The 22,093-nt window shown below is 69.1% G+C and carries 22 protein-coding genes; 9 read left to right on the top strand and 13 right to left on the bottom strand.

Annotated elements, in window-relative coordinates; all coding sequences use genetic code 11:
* Positions 1-915 carry a 4-hydroxyphenylacetate catabolism regulatory protein HpaA gene (gene hpaA / locus M8R19_RS05865; RefSeq protein ID WP_009621686.1) on the top strand — a complete coding sequence of 305 codons (915 nt, stop codon included), beginning with the start codon at positions 1-3 and terminating at the stop codon, positions 913-915.
* A 402-nt stretch (positions 916-1,317) separates the two neighbouring features.
* Complete coding sequence (locus M8R19_RS05860; RefSeq protein WP_249917292.1) at positions 1,318-2,523, top strand: Bcr/CflA family multidrug efflux MFS transporter; 1,206 nt, start codon at positions 1,318-1,320, stop codon at positions 2,521-2,523.
* Position 2,524: 1 nt separating this feature from the next.
* Here the strand turns inward: M8R19_RS05860 and M8R19_RS05855 are convergent, their stop codons facing one another.
* On the bottom strand, positions 2,525-3,754 hold the full coding sequence (locus M8R19_RS05855) for an MFS transporter (RefSeq protein WP_074977015.1): 1,230 nt from the start codon (positions 3,752-3,754) through the stop codon (positions 2,525-2,527).
* Positions 3,755-4,055: 301 nt separating this feature from the next.
* On the opposite strand from M8R19_RS05855, the gene M8R19_RS05850 reads away from it, so the two are divergent.
* Both M8R19_RS05850 and M8R19_RS05845 read left to right on the top strand, forming a co-directional pair.
* A complete protein-coding gene (locus tag M8R19_RS05850; protein WP_109934845.1) occupies positions 4,056-5,225 on the top strand; it encodes a p-hydroxyphenylacetate 3-hydroxylase oxygenase component in 1,170 nt (389 codons plus the stop codon).
* Between the two features lie 197 nt (positions 5,226-5,422).
* Positions 5,423-6,358, top strand: coding sequence for a p-hydroxyphenylacetate 3-hydroxylase reductase component (locus tag M8R19_RS05845; RefSeq protein WP_249917291.1), 936 nt, complete (start codon positions 5,423-5,425; stop codon positions 6,356-6,358).
* 6 nt (positions 6,359-6,364) lie between these two features.
* On the opposite strand, the gene M8R19_RS05840 is transcribed toward M8R19_RS05845, so the two are convergent.
* The 3 genes from M8R19_RS05840 to M8R19_RS05830 form a co-directional block, all read right to left on the bottom strand.
* Positions 6,365-7,075, bottom strand: a complete 711-nt coding sequence (locus tag M8R19_RS05840) for an rRNA pseudouridine synthase (RefSeq protein ID WP_249917290.1) — start codon at positions 7,073-7,075, stop codon at positions 6,365-6,367.
* 52 nt (positions 7,076-7,127) lie between these two features.
* A complete protein-coding gene (locus tag M8R19_RS05835) occupies positions 7,128-8,225 on the bottom strand; it encodes an AI-2E family transporter (protein WP_249917289.1) in 1,098 nt (365 codons plus the stop codon).
* A 205-nt stretch (positions 8,226-8,430) separates the two neighbouring features.
* Complete coding sequence (locus M8R19_RS05830) at positions 8,431-8,622, bottom strand: PFL_1563 family small protein (protein ID WP_009621696.1); 192 nt, start codon at positions 8,620-8,622, stop codon at positions 8,431-8,433.
* Positions 8,623-8,779: 157 nt separating this feature from the next.
* On the opposite strand from M8R19_RS05830, the gene M8R19_RS05825 reads away from it, so the two are divergent.
* Positions 8,780-10,549 (top strand): ABC transporter transmembrane domain-containing protein, encoded by a 1,770-nt coding sequence (locus M8R19_RS05825; RefSeq protein ID WP_116423623.1) that lies wholly within the window; start codon positions 8,780-8,782, stop codon positions 10,547-10,549.
* A gap of 30 nt (positions 10,550-10,579) precedes the next feature.
* Positions 10,580-11,416: a CvfB family protein gene (locus tag M8R19_RS05820; protein WP_009621700.1), complete on the top strand. Its 837-nt coding sequence runs from the start codon at positions 10,580-10,582 to the stop codon at positions 11,414-11,416.
* Between the two features lie 84 nt (positions 11,417-11,500).
* Here M8R19_RS05820 and M8R19_RS05815 read toward each other — a convergent pair whose 3' ends face one another.
* Complete coding sequence (locus M8R19_RS05815) at positions 11,501-12,055, bottom strand: NAD/FAD-utilizing enzyme apparently involved in cell division (protein WP_074977005.1); 555 nt, start codon at positions 12,053-12,055, stop codon at positions 11,501-11,503.
* Between the two features lie 225 nt (positions 12,056-12,280).
* Here M8R19_RS05815 and def point away from each other — a divergent pair, with 225 nt between their 5' ends.
* Positions 12,281-12,820, top strand: coding sequence for a peptide deformylase (gene def / locus M8R19_RS05810; protein ID WP_074977003.1), 540 nt, complete (start codon positions 12,281-12,283; stop codon positions 12,818-12,820).
* A gap of 374 nt (positions 12,821-13,194) precedes the next feature.
* Here the strand turns inward: def and M8R19_RS33135 are convergent, their stop codons facing one another.
* The 3 genes from M8R19_RS33135 to M8R19_RS05800 all read right to left on the bottom strand — a co-directional run bounded on the left by M8R19_RS33135 (position 13,195) and on the right by M8R19_RS05800 (position 14,078).
* A complete protein-coding gene (locus tag M8R19_RS33135) occupies positions 13,195-13,326 on the bottom strand; it encodes a hypothetical protein (RefSeq protein ID WP_009621712.1) in 132 nt (43 codons plus the stop codon).
* A 105-nt stretch (positions 13,327-13,431) separates the two neighbouring features.
* Entirely contained in the window at positions 13,432-13,623 is a 192-nt protein-coding gene (locus tag M8R19_RS05805) for a hypothetical protein (protein ID WP_074977001.1), read from the bottom strand.
* The gene (locus M8R19_RS05800; RefSeq protein WP_249917288.1) at positions 13,620-14,078 is read right to left on the bottom strand and encodes a hypothetical protein; all 459 of its coding nucleotides are present in this window, start codon (positions 14,076-14,078) and stop codon (positions 13,620-13,622) included. The genes M8R19_RS05805 and M8R19_RS05800 overlap by 4 nt, the downstream gene beginning before the upstream one ends.
* 194 nt (positions 14,079-14,272) lie before the next feature.
* Between M8R19_RS05800 and M8R19_RS05795 the strand changes: the two genes are divergently transcribed.
* Entirely contained in the window at positions 14,273-15,181 is a 909-nt protein-coding gene (locus tag M8R19_RS05795; RefSeq protein ID WP_009621718.1) for a YihY/virulence factor BrkB family protein, read from the top strand.
* Positions 15,182-15,184: 3 nt separating this feature from the next.
* On the opposite strand, the gene M8R19_RS05790 is transcribed toward M8R19_RS05795, so the two are convergent.
* From M8R19_RS05790 to M8R19_RS05770, 5 genes are all read right to left on the bottom strand, one after another.
* Complete coding sequence (locus M8R19_RS05790) at positions 15,185-15,679, bottom strand: hypothetical protein (RefSeq protein WP_074976997.1); 495 nt, start codon at positions 15,677-15,679, stop codon at positions 15,185-15,187.
* Positions 15,680-16,017: 338 nt separating this feature from the next.
* On the bottom strand, positions 16,018-16,269 hold the full coding sequence (locus M8R19_RS05785) for a BrnA antitoxin family protein (RefSeq protein WP_249917287.1): 252 nt from the start codon (positions 16,267-16,269) through the stop codon (positions 16,018-16,020).
* Positions 16,247-16,525 carry a BrnT family toxin gene (locus tag M8R19_RS05780; protein ID WP_249917286.1) on the bottom strand — a complete coding sequence of 93 codons (279 nt, stop codon included), beginning with the start codon at positions 16,523-16,525 and terminating at the stop codon, positions 16,247-16,249. Before M8R19_RS05780 ends, M8R19_RS05785 begins: the two co-directional genes overlap by 23 nt.
* A 141-nt stretch (positions 16,526-16,666) precedes the next feature.
* Positions 16,667-17,230: a GNAT family N-acetyltransferase gene (locus tag M8R19_RS05775; protein WP_249917285.1), complete on the bottom strand. Its 564-nt coding sequence runs from the start codon at positions 17,228-17,230 to the stop codon at positions 16,667-16,669.
* 338 nt (positions 17,231-17,568) lie between these two features.
* Positions 17,569-18,693: a PilT/PilU family type 4a pilus ATPase gene (locus M8R19_RS05770; protein ID WP_074976992.1), complete on the bottom strand. Its 1,125-nt coding sequence runs from the start codon at positions 18,691-18,693 to the stop codon at positions 17,569-17,571.
* Positions 18,694-19,285: 592 nt separating this feature from the next.
* Here M8R19_RS05770 and M8R19_RS05765 point away from each other — a divergent pair.
* A complete protein-coding gene (locus M8R19_RS05765; protein ID WP_249917284.1) occupies positions 19,286-21,928 on the top strand; it encodes a winged helix-turn-helix domain-containing protein in 2,643 nt (880 codons plus the stop codon).
* Positions 21,929-22,093: the final 165 nt, after the last annotated feature.

Raw genomic sequence — 22,093 nt, 5'->3', positions numbered from 1 at the left:
ATGGCCCGCGCACCCATCCCCAACATCGACATCGGCCAGGTCTACGACCTGCGCTACAGCGATTCCGAGGTGCACTACGAGGAGCTGGGCAAGCTGGCCGACTTCTTCGGCCGCAACATGCCGGTGCACCGCCACGACCGCTTCTTCCAGGTGCACTACGTCAAAAGCGGCTCGGTGCGCGTGTACCTCGACGAGCAGCTCTACCACCGCCAGGGCCCGCTGTTCTTCCTCACCCCGCCAACCATCCCCCATGCCTTCGTCACCGAGAACGACGCCGACGGCCACGTGCTGACCGTGCGCCAGCAACTGCTCTGGCCGCTGCTGGCGCCAGAGCAGGGCCTGGCCGCCGGGCCGGACATCGGCCCGGTGTGCGTGGCCTTCGACCAGCTGGACGAGACCTTCGCCGGCGAGGTGGCGCGGGTCGACGGCCTGTTCGAGCTGCTGCGCGAGGAGTTCCGCGGCGAACGCCCCGGCCGCGAGCTGGCCCTGGCCGACCTGGTGCGGTTGATCTTCGTCAGTCTGCTGCGCCTGTCGGCCCGCTCGCTCAAGGCGCAGCCCATGCGCCGCGAGGACCTGCGCCTGTTCCAGCGCTTCAACCAACTGATCGAGCAGCACTACCCCGAGCACTGGCCGCTGACGGCCTACGCCGAGCGCATCGGCGTGACCGAGGCGCGGCTGAACGACATCTGCCGGCGCGTCGCCGGGCTGCCGTCCAAGCGCCTGGTCCACGAACGGCTGATGCAGGAGGCGCGGCGCCTGCTGCTGTTCAGCGGCAGCTCGGTGAACGAGATCTGCTACCAGCTGGGGTTCAAGGACCCGGCCTACTTCAGCCGCTTCTTCGCCCGCAATGCCGGGATGGCGCCGGGGGAGTACCGGCAGCGTAGGGCGGGTGACAAGGAAGAAGCCTGGCGGTAGGTGGGTGCTGCTGGCTTTTCGTAGGAGCGAGCTTGCTCGCGAACGGGGTTCGTCGGTGACTATGGGGGCTGGGTTTGAGAGCGCCCTCTCCCTAACCCTCTCCCTGAAGGGAGAGGGGACCGTTCGGTGCATTTGGGTAGTTTGGAGTCAGCCGGCAAGCACCGTGGCTGCAAGCTGAAGCTGTCATCTTCTCGGCACGGACAAGCCCCCTCTCCCTTCAGGGAGAGGGCTGGGGAGAGGGTTACGGACTTCTATCCCGCTCCGTTGCTGAACCTGGCGCCGCTGTTCGCGAGCAAGCTCGCTCCTACGAAAAGCATCCCGTTGCCCCGACAGAAAACCCGTGGCTTCCGGTCTTTTGGTTAACTTGTTAACTTTATACTCCGCTCTCACCCGGACCCGCCCATGCCCACCCCAGCCCACCCCCAGCGCCTGATCCTGCCCCTGGCCGCGCTGGTCGCCTTCGCGCCCCTGTCCATTGACACCTACCTCCCCAGCCTGCCGCTGATCGCCAGCGACCTGGCCGCCGGCGCCAGTGAGGTGCAACTGACCATCAGCCTGTTCCTCGCCGGCCTGTGCCTGGGCATGCTGTTCTACGGGCCGCTGTCGGACCGCTTCGGCCGCCGGCGCCTGCTGCTGGGCGGCATCTGCCTGTACCTGCTGGCCACCCTCGGCTGCCTGTTCGCCGGCACGGCTTCGGCGCTGATCGCCTGGCGTTTCTTCCAGGCCCTCGGCGGGGCGGCGGCCTCGGTGCTGGCGCGGGCCATAGTGCGCGACCTGTTCCCCTTGCAGCAGTCGGCGCGGGTGCTTTCGCTGATGCACCTGGTGACCATGCTCGCCACCCTGGTGGCGCCGCTGCTGGGCAGCCTGCTGGCCCAGGCCGCCGGCTGGCGCGCGGTGTTCGCCGTGCTCTTCGCCTTCGCCGCGCTTTGCCTGCTCACGGTGCTGTGGCGGATTCCCGAGAGCCTGCCGGCGGCGCAACGCGGGCAGTCGGTGGCGCAGGTGTTCCGCGCCTACGGGCGCATCCTCCTGCAGCCCAGGGCGCTGGGCTACATGCTGTGCATGGGCCTGTCGTTCGGCGGCATGTTCGCCTTCATCACCGCCTCGCCCTTCGTCTACATCGAGCATTTCGGCGTGTCCCCGCAGGCCTATGCCTGGCTGTTCAGCCTGAACATCGCCGGCATCATCCTGGCCACCAGCCTCAATGCGCGCCTGGTGGGACGGCTCGGGCCGCAGCGGATGCTCGCCTGCGGCGCTGCCATGGCCGCGCTGTCGGGGCTGCTGCTGTTGGTCTGCGGCTTCACCGGCTGGGGCGGGTTGCCGGCGCTGGTGCTGGGCGTGCTGCTCTACGTCAGCGTCACCGGCCTGCTCGGCGCCAACTGCGTGGCCAGCCTGCTGGCGCTGTTCCCGCGCGAGGCCGGGGCCGCCGCCGGGCTGGCGGTGACCGGGCAGTTCGCCCTGGGCACGGCGTGCAGCGCGCTGGTCGGCGCGCTTTCCGATGGCAGCCCCTGGCCGATGTGCCTGGTGGTCGGCGGTGCCGGCATCGGCTGCCTGCTGGCCTTCCTCCTGGCCCGCCGGCACGCTCCGCAACCTTTGGCGGAAGCGGCCTGAGCTAGGCCGGCTGCTGTTCCGTCCGCGCCGTGCGGCGCAGGCCCTGCCAGGCGCAGTAGGCCAGCAGCAGGGCGCCGGCCGCGGCCATCGCCCAGGGCCCGCCGTAGCGCGCCGCCAGCAGCCCGGCGAGCAGGCCGCCGATGGCGTCGAAGCCGAAGCGGGTGGCGGTGTAGATCGACACCACGCGGCCGCGCAGCGCTTCCGGCGCGCTGCTCTGGATGACGATGTTGGTGCCGACGTTGTTCACCGTGACGCCGAAACCCAGCACCGCCATGGCCGCCAGCGACAGCGGCAGATCGCGGCTGAGGGCGAACGCCAGCAGCGCGCCGGCGCTGGCCAGGGCGGAGAGCAGGATGATCCGCGGCAACCGCGCCGGGTCCTGGTGCTGCGCCAGGAACAGGCTCGACAGCAGCGAGCCGAAGCCGGCGGCACCCCACAGCCAGCCGAGGGTGCGCGCATCGCCGGCGAAGACGTCGCGGGCGAAGACCGGCAGCAGCGCCGCGTAGCTGGAGGCGGTGAGGTTGACCAGCAACACGCCGAGCATCAGCCGGCGCACGCTCGGAGTACGCAGGGCATAGTCCAGGCCCTCGCGGAACACGCTGCCCATGCTGCCGCTGGCGCGCACCCCCGGCGCCAGGCGCACCCGCAGCAGGCCGGCCACCAGCGCGAGGTAGGACAGGGCGTTGAGGGCGAAGCACAGGCTCTCGCTGGTCAGCCCCAGCAGCAGCCCGGCCAGCGGCGGGCCGACGAAGCGCGAGCAGGTGAACAGCGAGGCGTTCAGCGCCAGGGCGTTGGGCAGGTCAGCACGGTCGTCGACGAAGCGGCTGAGCAGCGACTGCCGCAGCGGCGTGTCGAAGGCGCTGAGCACGCCGAGCAGCGCCGACATGCCGACGATCAGCGCCGGGGTGATCAGCCCGCTGGCGGTCAGCCCGGCCAGGGCCGCGGCCTGCAGGGCCATCAGGCTCTGGCTGGCGAGCAGCAGGCGGCGCTTGTCGTGGCGGTCGATCCAGGCCCCGGCCAGGGGGCCGATGAACAGCTGCGGCAGCAGCGCCACGCAACTGGTGATGCCCAGCAGCGCCGCCGAGCCGGTCAGCCGGTAGACCAGCCAGGCCAGCGCCACCTGCTGGACCCAGGTGCCCAGGGTTGAGACCGCATGGCCGGCGAAGTACAGGCGGAAGTTGCGGTGGCGCAGCGCGCGCAGGCTGTTCGGCCAGGAACGGGAAGCGGACATCGGCGGCTCGCTCGGGCGGAGGGCGAATGAGGGAAGGGCGCCATGATAACGGAAAAATTCCGTCAGAACGTTCAGATGTTAACGAAAGCCGCGCGGCGCCTGGCCCGGCGCCGGTTTCGCCGCTTCCAGGGGCCGCTAAATCCCATGAAAAGTGCAATCGAGTCCGCGGAAGTTGCATTCAAGGCCCCGCCGGGCGGCTCCCATAATCGGCCCTGCCACTCTCGCCACGAGAGCCCTGCCGCCCGTCGCCAAGCACTTCGCGACGGCGGCGCGCCTCCAATAACAATCAAGGGCCGCCAAGATGAAAAAGCCAAACCCCCTGCTCGAAGACCTGAAATCCGTCCTGCCCGCCATTGCTGCCAACGCCGCCAAGGCCGAACAGGCGCGCACCGCGCCCGCCGAGAACATCGCCCTGCTCAAGGGCATCGGCATGCACCGCGCCTTCCAGCCCAAGTGCTATGGCGGCATGGAAATCTCCCTGCCCGAGTTCGCCGACTGCGTGGTTGCCCTGGCCGGCGCCTGCGCCAGCACCGCCTGGGCCTTCAGTCTGCTGTGCACCCACAGCCACCAGTTGGCGATGTTCTCCAAGCAACTGCAGGACGAGGTCTGGGCCGAGAACCCCGATGCCACCGCCAGCAGCAGCATCGCGCCGTTCGGGCGCATCCAGGAGGTCGAGGGCGGCATCCTGTTCAACGGCGAGATGGGCTGGAGCAGCGGCAGCGACCACGCCGAATGGGCCATCCTCGGCTGCCGCCGGCAGAACGCCGAGGGTGAGCAGGTGTACTGCTTCGCCGTGCTGCCGCGCAGCGACTACGAGATCCGCGACGACTGGTACGCCGCCGGCATGAAGGGCAGCGGCACCAAGACCCTGGTGGTGAAGGACGCCTTCGTGCCCAACCACCGCATCCAGGCGGCCAAGGACATGATGGAAGGCCGCTCCGCCGGCTTCGGCCTGTACCCCTACAGCAAGATTTTCTACACCCCGTACCGCCCGTACTTCGCCAGTGGCTTCGCCTCCATCGGCCTGGGCATCGCCGAGCGCATGCTGGAAGCCTTCAAGGAGAAGACGCGCAACCGCGTGCGCGCCTACACCGGCGCCAGCGTCGGCACCGCCACCCCGGCGCTGATGCGCCTGGCCGAGTCCACCCACCAGGTGGCCGCCGCCCGCGCCTTCCTCGAGAAGACCTGGCAGGACCACGCCGAGCACGGCGAGCGCCACGAATACCCCAGCCGCGAGACCCTGGCCTTCTGGCGCACCAACCAGGCCTACGCGGTGAAGATGTGCATCCAGGCCGTGGACCGCCTGTTCGAGGCCGCCGGCGGCACCGCCTGGTTCGAGAGCAACGAGATGCAGCGGCTGTTCCGCGACTCGCACATGACCGGCGCCCACGCCTACACCGACTACGACGTCTGCGCGCAGATCCTCGGCCGCGAGCTGATGGGCCTGGAGCCTGATCCGAGCATGGTCTGAGCCACCACGCCCACACCCATCCTGCGGGCCGCACCGAACCGCTCTTCGTAGGAGCGAGCTTGCTCGCGAACCGACCCCGCTGCGGAATCCGTTCGCGAGCAAGAACTAGGCGTCCCCCTCGCTCCTGCAAGTGGGCGCCAACCGCAGATGAATCTCTTCAATCCCGCCGGCCCCCGCGCCGGCGCGGAGGAACCGCCATGAACCAGAACAATGAAGCGGGCCTGGACCCGCGTGCCTTCCGCCGTGCCCTGGGCAACTTCGCCACCGGCGTCACCGTAATGACCGCGGCCGCCGACGGCGAGCGTGTCGGCATGACCGCCAACAGCTTCAACTCGGTATCCCTCGACCCGCCGCTGGTGCTCTGGAGCATCGACAAGCGCGCCACCAGCCTGGCGCTGTTCGACAAGGCCAGCCACTACGCGGTGAACGTGCTGGCCGCCGACCAGATCGACCTGTCCAACCAGTTCGCCCGGCCCAGCGCCGACAAGTTCGCCGGCGTGGCCTGCGAGCAGGGCGCCGGCGGCGCGCCGCTGCTGCCGGACTGCGCGGCGCGCTTCCAGTGCGAGCTGCAGCAGAAGCTCGACGGCGGCGACCACTGGATCCTCATCGGCCGCGTGCTGGCCTTCGACGACCTGGGCCGCGCGCCGCTGCTCTACCACCAGGGCGTGTACTCCAGCGTGCTGCCGCACCCGCGCCTGCGCGAGGCCCAGGCCGGGGTGCCGCGCACCGCCTTCCAGGGCCGCCTGAACCACAACCTCTACTACCTGATGACCCAGGCGCTGCGCTGCTACCAGGCCGACTACCAGCCGCGGCAACTGGCCAGCGGCCTGCGCACCAGCGAGGCGCGCATGCTGATGGTGATGGAGAAGGACGCCGCCCTGGACACCACGGCGCTGCAGCAACTGGTGGCGATGCCGCTGCGGGAGATCGAGGAGGCCCGCGCCAACCTCGAACGCAAGGGCCTGCTGCAGGTGGGCGAGGGCGGCTGCGCGCTGACCGCCGCCGGCATCGACCAGGCCGAGACGCTGTGGAGCATCGCCGAGGAACAGCAGGCCAAGGTCTTCTCGCGCTTCAGCAGCGAGCAGGTAGAGACCTTCAAGACCGTGCTCAGGGGCCTGGCCCAGCCGCTTTAGAAGCTGTCAGAAGCGCTCGCTGGGCAGCAGGTAGCGCCACTGCCCCGGTTCCATCTTGCCCATGGACACGCCGCCCAGGCGCAGGCGGCGGATGCCCACGACCTTCAGGCCGACCTGGCGACACATGTCGGCGATCTGCCCGGGGCGGAAGCCCTTGCCGGCGAAGCGCAGGCGCGTCTCGTTCTGCCAGCTGACCTTCAGCGCCGGCAGCGGCCGGCCCTGGTACAGCAGGCCGTGGCGCAGGCGCGCCAGGCCGGCGTCGTCGAGGCTGCCGTCGACTTCCACCAGGTACTCGTGCTCGATGGTCGCTGCGTCGTCCTGCAGGCGGTGCAGCACGCCGTAGTTCTGGGTGAACACCAGCAGCCCGCCGGCCTGGTCGTCCAGCGGCGTGGTGCTCTGCTGGCGGGCGAAGTGCTTGCTCAGCGGACGTTGCTCGGCGCTGTCGGCTTCCCAGCGATTGGCCGCCACCAGCAGGCCCAGGGCCTGCTCGGCGGAGTGGCCGGCCGGCTTGTACAGCAGCAGGGTGGCCGGCGGAATCGGTGCAGGGATGGCCCCGGGCAGCAGCTCGACGCGCTGCCCGGCGACGCGGAAATGCGGCTCGTCGACGGGTTGGCCATCCACCGTGACCCAGCCTCCCTCGATGTACAGCTCGGCCTCGCGGCGGGAGCAGGGCAGCAGTTCGGCGAGGCGCTTGGACAGGCGGGTGGTTTCGGTCATGGCAGGGAGTCGGCGGCGGGAAAGGCCGCCATTGTACTCCCGGGCCGCGGGTTCAGGGCGAAACGTCCTCGGGCTCCGGCGGCCGGGCGCCCTCGCGCACCCAGGTCATGAACAGCTGGAAGCCCAGGGCCAGCACCACCGGGCCGATGAACAGGCCGATGATGCCGCCGGTGAGCATCCCGCCCAGGGCGCCGAGGAGGATCACCGGCATCGGCACGGCGACGCCGCGGCCGAGCATCAGCGGCTTGAGCACGTTGTCGGAAAGCCCGGCCAGCACCGTCCAGACAGTGAACAGCACCGCGCTGACGGTGCCGTAGTCGCCGCTCCAGAACACGTAGACGATGGCCGGCAGCGAGATCACCGCCACCGGCAACTGGACGATGCCCAGCAGCAGCACGCCGAGGGACAGCAGGCCGGCGGCGGGGATGCCCATGACGATGAAGCCCAGGCCCAGCAGCAGGGTCTGGATGAAGGCCACGCCGACCACGCCCTGGGCCACCGCGCGGATGGTCGCGGTGCTCAGCCGGGACAGTTCCGGGCCGCGCTCGGGGCCGGAGACGCGCACCGCGATGTCCTCGGCGGTGCGCGCGCCCAGCGGGCCGTAGGCCATGATCACGCAGGCCACCAGGAAGGCGCCGAGGAACTGCAGCAGCTCCATGCCCACGCCGGCGGCCTTGGCCAGCACCGTGCGGGCCACGCCCTGCAGGTGCGGCGCGGCCTGCTGGGCGGCGCCGAGGAAGTCCTCGGCCAGCCGCTGCCAGGCGTTGTAGATGTAGGGCCCCACCAGCGGCCAGCCCGCCACCGCCTCGGGCGGCGTCGGGATGCGCAGGCCGCCGGCCTGGAAGCGGTGCGCAAGGTCCGCCACCGAGTCGGCGATGGAGAAGCCGATCAGCACCACCGGCACCAGCAGCAGGGCCAGGCCGACCACCGCCAGCAGCGTCGCCGCCAGGGCCGGCCGCTGGCCCAGGGTGCGCTGCAGCATGCCCTGCAACGGGTAGAGGGTGACGGCGAGGATCAGCGCCCAGAGCATCAGGTCGAGAAAGGGGTGGAAAATGCGGAAGCAGAACACCGCCAGGAACAGGATGAGACCGGCGCGTATCAACACGTCCAGCAGGTTGCGCGACAGTATCCGGTCCGCCGATGGCAGCATGACATCTCTCCTTGGAAAGCCTCGTGGGGTTCCTCAGAGCATTGGCGGTGCGCGGCGGAATGCAAGTCGGGCGGGAGAAATCGCAGGATGTCGAGCGAAAGTAGGAGAAGCGGGGGAGGGTACGCAGGGCTCTTGCTCGCGAACGCCCGGGCCGGAAACGGCGGGGTCCGCGAGCAAGCTCGCGCCTACGGGAGGAGCGGGGGGATTACTTCTTGCCGAGGCTGATGTGGCGGCTGGCGGCGCCGTTGGGCTGGCCGGTCACGCCCTTGGCGACTTGCTGGATCTCGCCGCCGGACTTGAGGAAGGCGGCCACCTGGGCTTCCAGGGCCTCGCGGCTGGTCACGGCCGCAGCGGGTTTCGGGGCGGACTTCTGGCGGGAGATGGTTTTGCTGGACATGCTTGCCATTACCTGTTCATTCGCGAAATGGCCGCCCATTGTACAGGAAATGACCGTCCTTCGGGGTGAAAATCGACCGAAGGGCCATTGCAGCGCCATCGCCGGGCCCGCGGCGGGGTGTTAACCTCGGTCGATTCCCGGTCGCCACGAGCCTTCCATGCCTCTGCTGTCGTCCCGCCAGCGCAATGCCCTGCGCCTGGCCCGGGCCTTCCTCGGCCCCTACCGCTGGCGCGCCCTCGGCGCCCTGCTGGCGCTGCTGTTCACCGCGGCCATCACCCTGTCCCTGGGGCAGGGCATCCGCCTGCTGGTGGACCAGGGTTTCGTCACCCAGTCCGAGCACCTGCTCAACCGTTCCATCGGCATTTTCTTCCTGCTGGTGCTGGGCCTGGCGCTGGGCACCTTCGTGCGTTTCTACCTGGTGTCGTGGATCGGCGAGCGCTTCGTCGCCGACATCCGCCAGCGCGTCTTCGACCACCTGATCGAGCTGCACCCGGGCTTCTACGAGAGCAACCGCGCCCTGGAAATCCAGTCGCGGCTGACCGCCGACACCACGCTGCTGCAGACGGTGATCGGCTCGTCGCTGTCCATGGCCCTGCGCAATGCCCTGACCCTGGCCGGCGGGGTGATCCTGATGTTCGTCACCAACGCCAAGCTGACCAGCATAGTGGTGGCCTCGCTGCCCCTGGTGATCGCGCCCATCCTCCTGTTCGGCCGCCGCGTGCGCGAGCTGTCGCGGCAGAGCCAGGACCGCGTGGCCGACGTCGGCAGTTACGTCGGCGAGACCCTCGGGCAGATCAAGACGGTGCAGGCCTACAACCACCAGGCCCAGGACCGCGCGCGCTTCGGCCGCACGGTGGAGGCCGCCTTCGGCACCGCGCGCAAGCGCATCCTGCAGCGTTCCTGGCTGGTCAGCGTGGTCATCCTGCTGGTGCTGGGCGCGGTGGGGGTGATGCTGTGGGTCGGCGGCATGGACGTGATCGCCGGGCGCATCAGCCCCGGCGAACTGGCGGCCTTCGTGTTCTACAGCCTGATCGTCGGCATGGCCTTCGGCACCCTCAGCGAGGTGCTGGGCGAGCTGCAACGCGCCGCCGGGGCGGCCGAGCGCATCGCCGAGCTGCTGCGCGCGCGCAACCAGATAGTCGCGCCGCAGGAAGGGCTGCTGCGCCTGCCCGAACGCGTCGAGGGGCGCATCGAGTTGCGTGGCCTGCGCTTCGCCTATCCATCGCGCCCGGAGCACTGGGCCATCGACGGTATCGACCTGGACGTGCGCCCCGGCGAGACCCTGGCCCTGGTCGGCCCCTCCGGCGCCGGCAAGTCCACCCTGTTCGACCTGCTGCTGCGCTTCTTCGACCCGCAGCAGGGCGAGATCCGCATCGACGGCACGCCCATCACCCGCCTCGACCCCGCCGACCTGCGCCGCTGCTTCGCCCTGGTGTCGCAGAACCCGGCGCTGTTCTACGGCACGGTGGACGACAACCTGCGCTACGGCCGCCCCGACGCCAGCGACGAAGCGCTGCGCGCCGCGGCCCGCGCGGCCCATGCCGACGACTTCATCCAGCGCCTGCCCGAGGGCTACCGCACCCACCTGGGCGAGGGCGGCGTGGGCCTGTCCGGCGGCCAGCGCCAGCGCCTGGCGATCGCCCGCGCGCTGCTGGTGGACGCGCCCATCCTGCTGCTCGACGAAGCCACCAGCGCGCTGGACGCCGAGAGCGAGCACCTGATCCAGCAGGCCCTGCCGCAACTGATGAGCGGGCGCACCACCCTGGTCATCGCCCACCGCCTGGCCACGGTGCTCAATGCCGACCGCATCGCCGTGATCGACCAGGGCCGCCTGCTGGCCCTGGGCACTCACGCCGAGCTGGTGGCGGGCAACCCGCTGTACGCACGCCTGGCGGAATTGCAGTTCGGCCAGGTGCAGAGCGTGTAGAATGCGCGCCTTTTCCCCGGAGTCCCGCACATGGCAGCCATCGGCCGTTTCAATTCCCTGCAGGTGGTCAAGCACACCGAGATCGGCCTGTTCCTCGACGGCGGCCCCCACGGCGAAATCCTCCTGCCCAAGCGCTACATCCCCAAGGACGAGCCCACCGAGCCGGGCGAGTGGCTGAACGTCTTCATCTACCTCGACAGCGAAGACCGCATCATCGCCACCACCCTGAAGCCTAAGGTGCAGGTCGGCGGCTTCGCCAGCCTGAAGGTGGTGGAGGTCAGCCGCGTTGGCCTGTTCCTCGACTGGGGCCTGCCCAAGGACCTGCTGCTGCCGCACTCGGAGGAGAAGCGCCCGCTGCAGGTCGGCGACTACTGCGTGGTGTACTGCTACATCGACGAGCGCACCCGCCGCATCACCGCCACTGCGCGCCTGGACCGCTACCTGGACGACACCGCGGCGCACTACCAGGCGGGCCAGGAAGTGGACCTGCTGGTGGTGGAGCGCACCGACCTCGGCTTCAAGGCCATCATCGACGGCAGGCACTGGGGGCTCATCCACAAGAACGAGCTGTTCAAGTTCGTCCGCAGCGGCATGCGCGAGAAGGGCTACATCAAGGAAGTGCGCGCCGACGGCAAGATCAGCCTGAGCCTGCAGCCGGTGGGCCAGGCCGCCCGCGACGACCTCGGCGAGCGCATCCTCGCCGCCCTGCGCGAGGCCGGCGGCAGCCTGGCGCTGTCGGACAAGAGCCCGCCGGAGGCGATCAGCCGCGAGTTCGGCGTGAGCAAGGGCAATTTCAAGAAGGCCATCGGCGGGCTGTTCAAGCAGGGCCTGATCACCATCCTCGACGACCGCATCGAGCTGCGCTGATTCCACCGGGCCGCAGCTGCCCCCGGCAGCCCCGCGGCCGCCCTCGGCGCGATCATCCAGCGGCAGGTCCGGCCGCCGCGGTCGCTACATCATGCGTTTGAAGCGGTGCCAGGCCTGTTCCCAGGCCAGCACCCAGCGCGGCATGGGCGCGCCGAAACCGGCCACTTCCAGGCGCGGGTGGTGGCCGACGACCATGTCCAGCAGCGGCTCCTGGTCGGTCCGCACGTCGACGAAGAACACATGCCGGCCGGCCTGCAGCGAAGGCGCGAAGCGCCGCACGTCGCCGCTGGGCCGTTGCAGGCCGAAGAAGCTGCCTTCCCACAGGCTGAAGCCCAGCAGCACGGCCGCCAGGAACAGCACCGGAATCCAGCCGGCGGCGCTTTCGCTCCAGCCGCCGAAGTAACCCAGCGCCAGCACCAGGACCGCCAGGGCGACGCCGATGCCCAGCCCGTACTTGCCGCCGCGCACCAGGTCCTTGCGCATCACCTCCGGCACTTCGTGCAGGTGGCGCTGGTCGAGCTGCGCGTCCTGCTCGCTGAGCACGTGCATCTGCTCCTCGGCGATGCCGTTGGCCTTCAGCTCGCTCTCGACGTTCTCCAACTCGTCCAGGTCGTTGCTGATGTAGTAGTGCCTGTTCATGGAGCACCTCCAGGTCAGTCCCCCGGCTCCCCCTCGGCGAACGCTCCGGCGTTCGCGGCAGTTCCACGCGGATCGCAGCCCGATGGCCGCGTGTCACTCTTTGAATTTTACGCCCCTGGACGCTCCCGGCCCCCCGGGGCGACGGGCGTAGCGGGCCTTGCCAGGCGCCGGGCAAGGGGCGAGGATGCCAGCTCACGCACAACCGCCAGCCAGGGGCCCAGGGGCATGATCCGCGAGATTCTCAAGATGGGCGACGAGCGCTTGCTGCGCGTCGCCCCGCCGGTGCCGGCGCAGATGATCGGCAGCGCCGAACTGCGGCAACTGATCGACGACATGTTCGACACCATGCACCACGCCGGCGGCGTCGGCCTGGCCGCGCCGCAGATAGGCGTGGACCTGCAACTGGTGATTTTCGGTTTCGAACGCAGTGAGCGATATCCGGATGCTCCGGCGGTGCCGCCGACCATCCTGCTCAATCCGGTGATCACGCCGTTGGGCGAGGATATGGAGGAGGGTTGGGAGGGCTGCCTGTCGGTGCCCGGCCTGCGTGGGGCGGTGAATCGCTACAAGCGTATTCGCTATCAGGGGCTGGATCCGCAGGGGCAACCTGTCGATCGCACGGTGGAGGGGTTTCATGCCAGGGTGGTGCAGCATGAGTGCGACCATCTGATTGGTCGGCTGTATCCGTCGCGGATCACGGATTTCGGTAAGTTTGGTTTTACTGAAGTGCTGTTCCCGGGGTTGGATCCGAAGGCGGATGATTGAGGGGCCGCCTCCTGGGCATTTGGCGTGGCCGGTGAATCCAATCGCGGACAAAGTCCGCTCCTACGCCCGTGCCTCCCTGGAGTTGTAGGAGCGGGCCCTGCCCGCGATTCGCGCGCAGAGCGCGCTCCTACAGGGGAATGGCGCGGGTGGGGTTGCGTAGCGGATCTCATCCGCGAATCGCGCCGGGACGTCCGGTTATCACGGACAAGGTCCGCTCCTACCGCATGAGCGAGCACTGCTTTTCGTAGGATGGCGTTGAGCGAAGCGATACTCATCACCGCAACCGCATGGGTTTCGCAAGCTCAACCCATCCACCGACCCCCTGAGTAATTCGCGGACAACCGCCCCCAAGCGGCCGTCCGCAGCCGTTGGACTCAGGACGTCTGCCCGTGACTGCCGAGCAGCGCATTGCCGGATTTCTTCTGCTTTTTCGCCATGCGTTTCTCGTGGGCCGTCTTCAGGGGCTTCTTCTTGCCTTCCTTGTGGGCGTTCAGACCTTTGCTCATGACCGTTACCTCGTGGACTGGGAAGGACTGGCATCCCTGCGGTCGGCGCTCCGTCGGCCCGCAGGCGCGGGCCGGTGCTTCTTCAGCATAGACCTGCCGGGCGCTTCAGGCTTGGCCGCTGAGCCGCTCCAGCTCGCGGCGGACCATGGCCGCGTACTGCGGCGGGCCCAGGCGGTAGAGTTCGCCGGCCACCCAGGCCAGCCAGCGCCCGCCCAGGGCCTGGCGCTCGGCCAGTAGCCGGCGGGCCTCGGCTTCGGCCCGGGCGGCGTGTTCGCGGTGATAGTCGGTGCGGCTCATCCCTGGCACTGGAGTTTCTGCGGGTCGATCTCGATGCTCGCCAGCGGCTTGCCGTCGCTGCCGTCGTAGTCGTGGGCGACGCGGATGCCGTGCTCGCGGATGCGCTGCAGCAGCGCCGGCTGCTGGCAGGTGGCGCGTTCCAGGCGGGTGCGCTGCTCGCCCTTGAACTTGTCCAGGGCATCGGCCTGCATGCCCTCGGCCTTCATGCTGGAAATGCCATAGCGGTAGTGCAGCACCTTGCTGTCGGTGTCCAGGTGCACGTTCTCCAGGCGCGTCACCTGGTCCACCTGCACCGGCAGCTGCTTGCTCTGCTGCTCGAAGAAGGCGGCCGACTCCTTGAGGAAGGTGGCTTCGTCCTCCGCCCGGGCCTGGGGTTGCAGGCTGGCGAAGGCAGCGCCGGCGAGCAGCAGGGTGGCGCCGAGGCGGCGGGCGGGGCGGAGCATCGGGATGGGCATGCGGGGTTCCTCCGGCTGTGGTTGCGCTGAAGTGTATAGGCCATTTCCCACACCTGCCCGCCGCCTGCGCAACTTCCCCTGGCCGCGCCCAGTGGCTAGGCTTGCCCGCAAGGACCGAACTTGAGCCGTGCCGGCGGGTCAACCGTCGACACGGAGCCGCGCCGCGGCCGGACTGCGGAGGAAGGAAACCAGGCATGCGATTCATGGATTTTCGGGGCCTGCGCCTGGGCCCCTGGCAACTGCTGAAACTGACCGTCAAGGAATTCCTCGACGACGAGATGCCCACCTACGCGGCGGCGCTGGCCTACCAGGGGCTGTTCTCGCTGTTCCCGTTCCTGCTGTTCCTCATCGCCCTGCTGGGCTTCCTGCACCTGCCGGAATTCTTCGACTGGCTGCGCGAGCAGGCCGCCTACGTGCTGCCGGGCCAGGCCCTGGAGCAGGTCAACCCGATCATCGACCAGTTGCAGCAGCGCCAGGGCGGGCTGCTCTCGGTGGGGATCGTGGTCGCGCTCTGGTCGTCCTCGGCGGCGGTGCGCTCGTTGATGAACGCGCTCAACGCCGCCTACGACGTGCGCGAGGCGCGCCCGGTGTGGAAGCGCGTGCCGCTGTCGCTGCTCTACACCCTGGGCCTGGCGGTGATGCTGATGCTGGTGACCGCGCTGATGATCCTCGGGCCGCAGGTGATGGGCTGGATCGCCGAGCGCATCGGCCTGCAGGATTACGTGGTGGTGCTCTGGTCGCTGCTGCGCTGGCCGGTGATGGTCCTGCTGATGATGATGGCGGTGGCGGTGATCTACTACGCCACCCCCAACGTCAAGCAGAAGTTCCGCTTCATCACCCCCGGCTCGGTGCTGGCGGTGGTGGCTTGGGTGGCGGCGTCCCTGGCCTTCGGTTTCTACGTGAAGAACTTCGCCGACTACAACGCCATGTACGGCAGCGTCGGCGCCATCATCGTGCTGCTGCTGTACTTCTACATCTCCGCCGCGGTGCTGCTGCTGGGCGCCGAACTCAACGCGGTGATCGAACACCACCTGCCCCACGGCAAGAACCCCGGCGAGCGCACCTTCGAACAGGCCGAGACGCGCAGCCCCGAGGAGGGCTGAGGCTCACTGCGCCGGCTGCTGGCTGAGCAACTGGTCGACGATCTGCCCGGCGCGCTCGAAGTTCGGGTAGCCGCTCTTGGCCACGTCCAGCTCGGCGTAGGCCTTGCGGTATTCCTCGGCCTTCAGCGCGTCGGCATCCTGGCCGAGCAGGGGCTGGCTGTAGACGCGGTAGAGCAGGGCGATGGCGTAGGGCTGGCCGGCCTTGGCGGCGCGCTCCAGCAGGGGCAGGGCCTGGTCCGCCGGGGCCTGCTGGCGGATCTTCAGCAGCGCCTCGTAGAAGGCCACCTCGCCGCGCTGGTCGGCCTCGCGGGCGCGTTCGAGCAGGTCGTTGGCGCGGGCGTAGTTGCCCGGATCGGCGGAGGCGATCAGCAGCTTCGCCTCGAGCATGTCGTTGCGGTACAGCTGGTGCTGCTGCTCGGCGTCATGGCTGGCGCAGCCGGCCAGGCACAGTGGCAGGCCGATGACGGCGAGGCGGGAGAACGGGTGGCGCATGCCCATGAAGGTCCCTCGATGGCGAACGGGCGCGGAGCCGACGATTTTGCCGTCTCCGCGTGGGCAAGCATAGACGGCCGGCGTGCCGTTCAGGAACCGGGCGCGCGCTCCCATGCCGAGCTGCTCTTCGTAGGATGGGTTGAGCGAAGCGATACCCATCGGGCCATGGGTGATGGGTATCGCAAGCTCAACCTATCCTACATGGCTGGGCCGCGGTGTTCGGGGCAACGGCGGATAACCGCGAACGGTTATGCGCCCTACGGTTCCAGGTAAACGCGGTTGCAGGAGCAACTGTCTTGCCCACCGTGCCGAGGCGCTCTTCGTAGGAGTGAGCCCGTGTATCCCTAGGACTGCCGGTGAGCTTCCATATAGAGCCGCAGCAACTGGTTGATGCGCGTCTGATAGCCGCTGCCCTGGGCTTTGAACCACTCCAGTACATCCGCATCCAGGCGGATGGTGACGGTCTGCTTGGCCGGGACGCGCAATTGCGCGCGGCGGAAGAAGTCGTCGCCCAGTTCGGGGATATCGGAGGTGTCGATGGCGTCGTCGCCCTGTTCGACCAGCCGCTTCCAATCAGTCTTCGATGCTTTCGACATAGCGCCTCACCTCCTGGCGTGTGGCCTTGCGCGCCGAGATGATGCGGATCACCTCGCCCCGTCGTTCGGTATAGACCACCACGCCGACGAGCCGCCGGAGCCAGCCGATGGCGATCCAGCGCTCTTTCTCGTAATCGATTCGGTCATCGCGCAAGGCCAGCAGCGGGTGCTGGAAGATTTCCGGTACATCGCGGAAATCGATGCCGTGCTTGCGGATGTTGGCCTGGTTCTTGGCCTCGTCCCATTCAAACTGCATGGGATGTCCCGTATTTACACTTGTAAATACAAGGTATGCCGAAAGTCCTGAAATTGCCACCCCTGGTTGGGCATCCCGGGCCCGGGAGCACGCGTACACGCGAATAGGCCGGGCCTGCGCACGGTTCGTGGATGGAGTCCGCTATGGATATTGCGCTCGGGTTTGGGCCCAGTCCTCGGCGAGCAGCCCATACAGTGCCGAGTCGGACACTTCGCCGGCGACCATCCAGCGCTGCCGCAGCAGGCCCTCGTGGCGGAAGCCCAGGCGTTCCAGGATGGCGGCGGAGGCCAGGTTACGCGGGTCGATGTCCGCCTCCAGGCGGTTCAGGCGCAGGTCGCCAAAGGCGTAGTCGAGCAGGCTGCGCAGGGCCTCGTTCATGAATCCCTGGCCTTGCGCGGCGCTGGCCAGGCAGTAGCCCAGCTCGGCTCTTCTCGACTCCTCGGCGATGTTGAACAGCATGCAGGTGCCGATGAGTTCGGTCTCATGGCGGCGGGTGATGGCCAAGGTCAGATATTCCCCCCTGGCGAATGCCTCCATGTCCCGACGGATGCCATGCACGGCTTGTTCCGGCTCGGTCCAGGGCGGGGTGTTCCAATAGCGCATCACCTGCGGGTCGGACATCATCGAGAACAAGGCGTCGGCGTCGTCCAGGCACAGGGGGCGTAACTGCAAGCGGGCGCTCTGAAGGCCTTGGGTGAAGTTCATCGGCTACCTCCTGGGGCGTAGGTGAGCCGGGAAGCCTAGCAACCGCGGGGTTCCCCGCCGCGGCGGATATACGTGAGGATGTTTCTTGAGCGGGGCAGGGAGCACGCGGCGTTCGGCTCGATCCCCACAGGCACAACTACCTTGCCCGCTGCGCCGAGCTGCTCTTCGTAGGAGCGAGCTTGCTCGCGAATGAGCCCCGCTGCGGACTCTGTTCGCGAGCAAGCTCGCTCCTACGAAAGGCGCTGCGCCTACGCCCAGTGAGGCACGGAATACCGTAGGAGCGGATCCTATCCGCGATTGCGCCGGCAGGGCCGGCGATGGCTGGCGGAGGGCAGGGCTCAGATGCCGAAGGCACTCCCGCCCTCGTCGCCGTCGAAACCGCGCTCCAGCTTGATCTTCAGGCTCAGGTCGGTGCGTGAGTCGGCGAATTTCAGGGCGTCGGCGACGCTGATGCGGCCGGCTTCCAGCAGTTGGTACAGGCTCTGGTCGAAGCTCTGCATGCCTTGTTCCAGGGCGCGTTCGATGGCGCCGCGCAGTTCCGGCAGTTCGTCGCGCTGGATCAGCCCGCGGATGTGCGGCGTGCCCAGCACCAGTTCCACCGCCGCCACGCGGCGCTGGGTGGTGCCCGGCACCAGGCGCTGGCCGACCAGCGCCAGGAGGTTCTGCGACAGGTCGGCCAGCACCTGCGGGCGGGCCTCGTCGGGGAAGAAGCGGGCGATGCGCTCGATGGCGTGGCGGGCGCTGGTGCCGTGCAGGGTGGCCATGCACAGGTGGCCGGTCTCGGCGTAGTGCAGGGCGTGCTGCATGGTCGCGGCGTCGCGGATTTCGCCGAGCATGATCACGTCCGGCGCCTCGCGCAGCACGTTGCGCAGGGCGTCCTCGAAGCTGTGGGTGTCCAGGCCGACTTCGCGCTGGTCGATGATCGAGCGCTGGTGGCTGTGGAGGAACTCGATGGGGTCCTCGATGCAGACGATGTGCCCCGAGCGGTGGCGGTTGCGGAAGTCGAGCATCGCCGCCAGGGTGGTGGACTTGCCGGCGCCGGCCGCGCCCACCACCAGGATCAGGCCGCGGTCCTGCACCGCCAGCTTCTCCAGGATCGACGGCAGGCCGAGGCTGGCGGCGTCGGGGATGACCTGCCTGATCAGCCGCACCACCATGGCCACCTCGCCGCGCTGCAGGTAGACGTTGACGCGGAAGCGCCCGCTGCCGGGCACCGCCACCGCCAGGTTCATCTCCAGGTCGCGCTCGAAGTCGGCGATCTGCTGCTGCGACATCAACTGGTAGGCCAGCTGCTTGACCTCGCCGCTGCGCAGGCGGCGCTCGCCGGCCGGGCGGCTGACGCCCTCGACCTTGATGTGCGGCGCCGCGCCGACGCTGAAGAACATGTCGGAACCGGCGTGCTGCGCCAGCTGGTGCAGCTGGCTGAAGACGTCGGGCAGGGCGCTGTCGCTGGCATCGCTCATGGGGAATCCTCGCAAGGGCGGGCGCCCGGGTGGGGCGGGCGCATGTTCTCAGCCTAGCCGGCCTGGCGGACGGTGGCCTGTTGGGTGGCGCGCAGCCTAGCGTGCCGGCGGCGCCGATCTCTTGACCTGGGTCGTCCCGGCGATGTCGATGGGGCTGCGCCAGATTGGCCGATTACCTACGCAATACAAAGCCAAATCCTTCGTTGCTTGCGGACGTGGATGGCTGACTTGCGCGGGTATTTCTCAATGCTTCGTCTTGGTGCTGCCAATGACCGTCGCCATCCCCCATTTGCGGTTAGGCACTCCCCCGTTTTTACCGCTGTCCGTAGCCGGCAGCTTCCCATACTGCCGTGCCGGAAGGCGGCAGGAAGGCCGCCAGGTCCGTGCAGACACGCGACAGGACTCGATCCCCTGGCGGCCGGCCGGGTCCACCTGTGCGTAGCGCATCCTGGCTAGTGTCTGGATGCGAAAGATACGCAATACCCACTCGACCAACGGAGACAACCCTTTCCGGCCGCCCGCACCACCGCCGGTGATCCGCGCCATGCCCGGGGCGCCGGCGCCACCTGGAGAACGTATGGGAACTGCAAGCATGAGTACGTTGGCCGATGGCCGTTTCGCCCCGATCGTCGACATCAGTGATTCACTCCTCCGCCAGCGCCTGTTCGACGCGCTGCTCGGCGCCGCCCCGAGGGACGCCCGCCTGGTGCTGGTCTGCGCCCCGGCGGGCTTCGGCAAGACGACCCTGCTGGCGCAGGTCGAGCGGCTGCTGGCCGAGCGGGGCGAGTACACCTTCTGGGTGAACTGCGGCGAGAGCGACTGCCGGCCGGAACTGTTCCTCGAAAGCCTGCTGCAGTGCCTGCACCAGGGTGGGCTGGGCCCGGCGGAGGATGCCGGCCTCGGCGCGCTGCTCGGCCTGCTCGAAGCCTGCCCGCGCAATTGCAACCTGTTCGTCGACCAGTTGGACCTGGCCCTGGACCTCGAAGTCGAGCGGTTGCTGGAGGACCTGGCCCGGCGCCTGCCTTCGGGTTGCCGCCTGCTGCTGGGCAGCCGGCGGCAACCGGCGCTGCCGCTCACGCAACTGCAATTGGCCGGGCTGCTGCGCGTCGTCGAGGCCGACAACCTGCGGTTCACCGAAGAGGAGACGCAGCAACTGCTCGGCGCGCAGCTGGGCGAGACGCGCGCCCGCTACTGGGCGAACTACACCGAGGGCTGGCCCTTCGCCCTGCAACTGCTGCGCCTGCGCTGCAACGGCAACCTCGACGGCCAGGCGCCGCCGGAGACCGACCCGTACGCCTCGCTGGGCGGCATCTTCGATTACCTCGCCGAGGAGGTGTTCGCCAGCCTGCCTGTGGAACTGAGCGGGTTCCTGCTCGACTGCAGCATCCTGGACAGCGTGGACGTGCCCAGCGCCAATGCCCTGCGCGGGCGCGACGACGCCGAGCACTGGCTGCGCGAGGCCGCGCGCCTGGCGCCCATCGTGGTGCCCGAGCAGCCGCTGCGGGTGCGCCTGCATCCGCTGCTGCGCGAATTCCTCCTCGGCCGCCTGGAAAGCCGCGAGCCGGACCGCTTCGCCCTGCTGCAGGGGCGCGCGGCCGACTTCCATGCCCAGCGCCAGCAGGTGTTCCGCGCCGTCGAGCACGCCTCGCAAGGGGGGCTCTACTACCAGGCCGTGTCGATTATCCTGGAGGCCGGCGCGGTGCGCCTGCTGGTCAGCGAGGGGACGGCGCGCACGCGGGCGCTGCTCGAACTGCTGCCGCTGACCCTGGTGCGCCGCGAGCCGCGCCTGCGCCTGATGCTCATCTGCCTGCACATGCTCAGCGGCGAGACGCTGCAGGACAGCCTCGACCTGTCGCGGCTGGAGGCCGCCTACGGTGGCGTGACCTCATCGCCGGAAGACGCGGAGACGCGCACCGACCTGCTCTACGTGCGGGCGATGATGCTCATCGGCTGCGTGCAGCGGGCCGGCGACGGCGCCTCCCGCGAGGTGGTGGCGCGGGCCATGGCCGATGCCCGCGCGCGCTTCTTCGAGGACCCGCGCTACCTGTGCCTGGTGCTGCCGAGCGAAATCATGCTGCTGCTGCGCTACGGCAACATAGACGAAGCGCGCCTGCGCCTGGAGGAGTTCATCGAGGTCAACCGCGGCGAGGGCTTCCGCGAGAACCAGCCCTGGTCGCTGGTCTACCGGGCCCTGAGCGACAGCGCCCAGGCGCGCTTCGACGAGGTGCTGCAGGCGGTGACCCTCCTGCTGGCCAAGGACGGGCCGCTAGCTTCCCCGCAGGCGCGGGTGCTCTTCTACCTGGTGCATGCGCTGCTCGGCCATGTCCACTACGTGCGTGGCGAACTGGAGCAGGCGCGGCAGGCGTTCGCGCACTGCGCCTCGCGCCTGGGCAACGCCATGGCCGAGGCCTGGGAGCGCGGCCTGATCGGCGCGGCGCGGGCGGCCTACTTCCTCGGCGACAGCGCCCAGGCCATGGCCAGCCTGGAGGCGGCCTGGGCCGGGCGGGCCCTGGAGTACCCGCTGCGCCGCGCGGTGGCCGCGAGCCTGGTGGAGTTGCGCCTGCGCCAGGGCGAGGTGGAGGCCGGCCTGGAACTGGCGCTGGAGGTCAACCTGGCGAGGCTCTGGCAGGAGATCCTGGACGGGCGCCCGCTGTTCTGGGCCGAGCTGGTCGCCATCGCCCAGGCCCACTACTGGCTGCAGGCGGCCCAGGGGCAGATGGCGGAGGCGCTGCTGACGGCGGAGGCCTTCGAGCGCCTGGCCCGTGATAGGCGCAACCGCTCCGGCGTCGGCCGCGCCCTGGCGCTCAAGGCCCATGCGCTGCTGGCCGGTGAACTGCCCGGCGAGCCAACGGCGGTGCTCGACGAGGCGCTGGAATTGCTAGGCCAAGGTGGCGCGGTACAGAGCTTCATCGAAGCGGGCGCCGAGGTGATCACCCACCTGCGCGAGATGTCACGGCGCCAGGGCCACGCCCAGGCGCCGCTGATCGCGCGCTGCATCGAACTGTGGGAAAGGCACTTCCGCGCACGCCTGGATGCCCAGGCCCTGTTCACCCGGCGCGAGCTGGACGCGCTGATGGGCCTGGCCGGCGGCCGCACCACCAAGGTCATCGCCCGCGAACTGGGGATTTCCCCGGAGACGGTCAAGCAGCACCTGAAGTCGGTCTACGCCAAGCTGGGCGTGCACCGGCGCCGGGAGGCGCTGGCCATGGCGCGGCGCCGGGCCATCCTGCCCTGAGCCAGGGCGCCGTTCCGGCCTGCCGGAACGGAAACCGGGGCGCGGCCTCGATCCTTCGCCGGGGGATCGGCTGCTTCCCCCAGCTTCCTCCGTGGGCTGCGTCCGCATATCCCGCGCGGCCGAACGCCAGGACGCCGTCCAGGCCACTCCCGCCAGCGCCGTAGC

It is taken from the genome of Pseudomonas sp. R3.Fl, from assembly GCF_023516765.1.
Classification (GTDB): Bacteria; Pseudomonadota; Gammaproteobacteria; order Pseudomonadales; family Pseudomonadaceae; genus Pseudomonas; species Pseudomonas citronellolis.
Note: the sequence above shows the minus strand (reverse complement) of the source record. Positions and strands in the feature narration are given on the sequence as shown.